Below are 1963 nucleotides of genomic sequence, written 5' to 3'. Positions count from 1 at the left end.
GTTGGTCTGGAAAGCGATGCCGTCGATCACGCCGATGATGTCGCTGATCTTCTTGCTGCTGTGGTTGATCTCGTCCATGGTCGTCACCACCTGGCCCACCACTTCGCCGCCGCGCGTGGCCACCGCCGCGTTGGCCACAGCCATCTCGCTGGCCTGACGGGCGGCTTCTTCGCTCTGGCGCACGGTGGCGTGGATCTGGCCCATGCTGGCCGCCATTTCCTGCAGGCTGCTGGCCGCCTGGTCGGTGCGGCTGGACAGTTCGCTGTTGCCCACCGCCATCTCCTGGCTGGCGGTCTCCATGCTGCTGGCCGAGGCCTGGACCGATTGCACCATCACCTGCATGCGTTGAAAAACCGCCTGCAACGCCTGACTTCGGGGGCTGCCCATCTGCATGCCTTCCACGTCCAACGCCAAGCCGTCCGGGCGGTCCACCGCAGCCATCAGCCGCGACAACTCCTCGCCTTCCCGGGCCGTGCGCGCCAAGGCGCCCGCCAGCACCACCTCCAGCGCCGTTTGGGCCACCACGTAGGCGGCGTGGATCATGATGCGGCCAAAATCCGGCTGGGTGATGCAATAGAAACCAAGGCCGGCCGCCTGCAAACGGTCAAAAAGCACGTGGTGCACCGCAAACAAAACGGCGGCAAAGACGATCGGCCGCCAATCGAGATAGACCAGCAGCAAGGCCAGCGACACAAAAACGCCAAAATGGTATTCCAGCTCCCCATGCGCCAACTGGATGTGCAAGGCCACCATGCCGACCAGGGCAAAAGCCAGCACCATCCGCGCCGCAAAGTTGCCGCGACCGAATACGTAGGCGGCCACACCCATGCCCGCAAACACCAGAGCGCCCACCACAGCCAGCTCGAGCTCGTAGTAGGCGTAGCCGATGGGTACTGCGGCCACGGCACCCAGCAAGAGGCCCAGGAGCACGATCCGGTCACCCATTCTGTTGCGACGGCTTTCTGTTGGGTGGTCTGACCCGTGCAAAGTTTGTGAAGTGTTTGTCATGTAGCTCTTTCCACGGTGGGAGGGGGGTGCGTGACGCCAGCTTGGGTCGACCCACGCACCAGCACCTGGACCGCTAACGGATTCAGAAATTTTCCCAGTCGCCCAGGTCGTCACCGGCATGGGCGGTGGCCAACACCGGCGCTGCGCCGGCGGCGCCAGACGGCGTGGCGGAAGTCGGGGGGCGCGCTGGAACGGGCGCACGGATGGGCGTGGGCCGGGCCGCAGCGGTCGGCGCCCCTGCGTCTGCGCGCTGCACACCACCAGGGACCACACCACTGCGCGCCAGCTTGCCGGGCTCCGGCAACTGCGCCTGGTTGCTCTTGGGCACCGGCAGGCGCGCTTGGGCCGCCGTTTCGTCGCCCTCCAGGCGGAACACCTGGGCCACACCGATCAGGCGGCCCGCCTGCTCTTTCAGGCTCTCGGCGGCGGCCGCACTTTGCTCCACCAGGGCTGCGTTCTGCTGCGTCATGCGGTCCAGTTGACCCACTGCGCTGTTGAGCTGTCCGATACCGTCGCTTTGCTCGCTGGCGGCCGCAGAAATTTCACCCATGATGTCCGACACCCGCTGCACCGAGCCCACCAATTCGTTCATGGTTTCTCCGGCATCGGCCACCAGGCGCGAACCGATCTGCACCTTGTCGACACTGTTGTTGATCAAGCCCTTGATCTCTTTGGCCGCCTGGGCGCTGCGCTGGGCCAGGCTGCGCACTTCGCTGGCCACCACCGCAAAACCCCGGCCCTGCTCGCCGGCGCGCGCCGCCTCCACCGCCGCGTTGAGCGCCAGGATGTTGGTCTGGAAAGCGATGCCGTCGATCACGCCAATGATGTCGCTGATCTTCTTGCTGCTGTGGTTGATCTCGTCCATGGTCACCACCACCTGGCCCACCACTTCGCCACCGCGCGTGGCGATTTCAGCGGCGGTCGAGACCAGCTGGTTGGCCTGGCTGGCCGCGTC

Annotated in this window: 2 protein-coding genes; both read right to left on the bottom strand. The window is 65.8% G+C overall.

Annotation, left to right across the window (positions count from 1 at the left end):
• Nucleotides 1-945: methyl-accepting chemotaxis protein (locus ABYB95_RS22550; protein WP_372662282.1), on the bottom strand; the 945-nt coding region annotated here is incomplete at its 3' end.
• Nucleotides 946-1090: 145 nt separating this feature from the next.
• On the bottom strand, nucleotides 1091-1963 hold an 873-nt coding region (locus ABYB95_RS22545; RefSeq protein ID WP_372662279.1), incomplete at its 5' end, for a methyl-accepting chemotaxis protein.

Source organism: Hydrogenophaga sp. (assembly GCF_041633695.1).
GTDB lineage: Bacteria > Pseudomonadota > Gammaproteobacteria > Burkholderiales > Burkholderiaceae_C > Hydrogenophaga.
The sequence above is the reverse complement of the archived record's forward strand: the minus strand, read 5'-3'. Positions and strand labels throughout refer to the sequence as shown.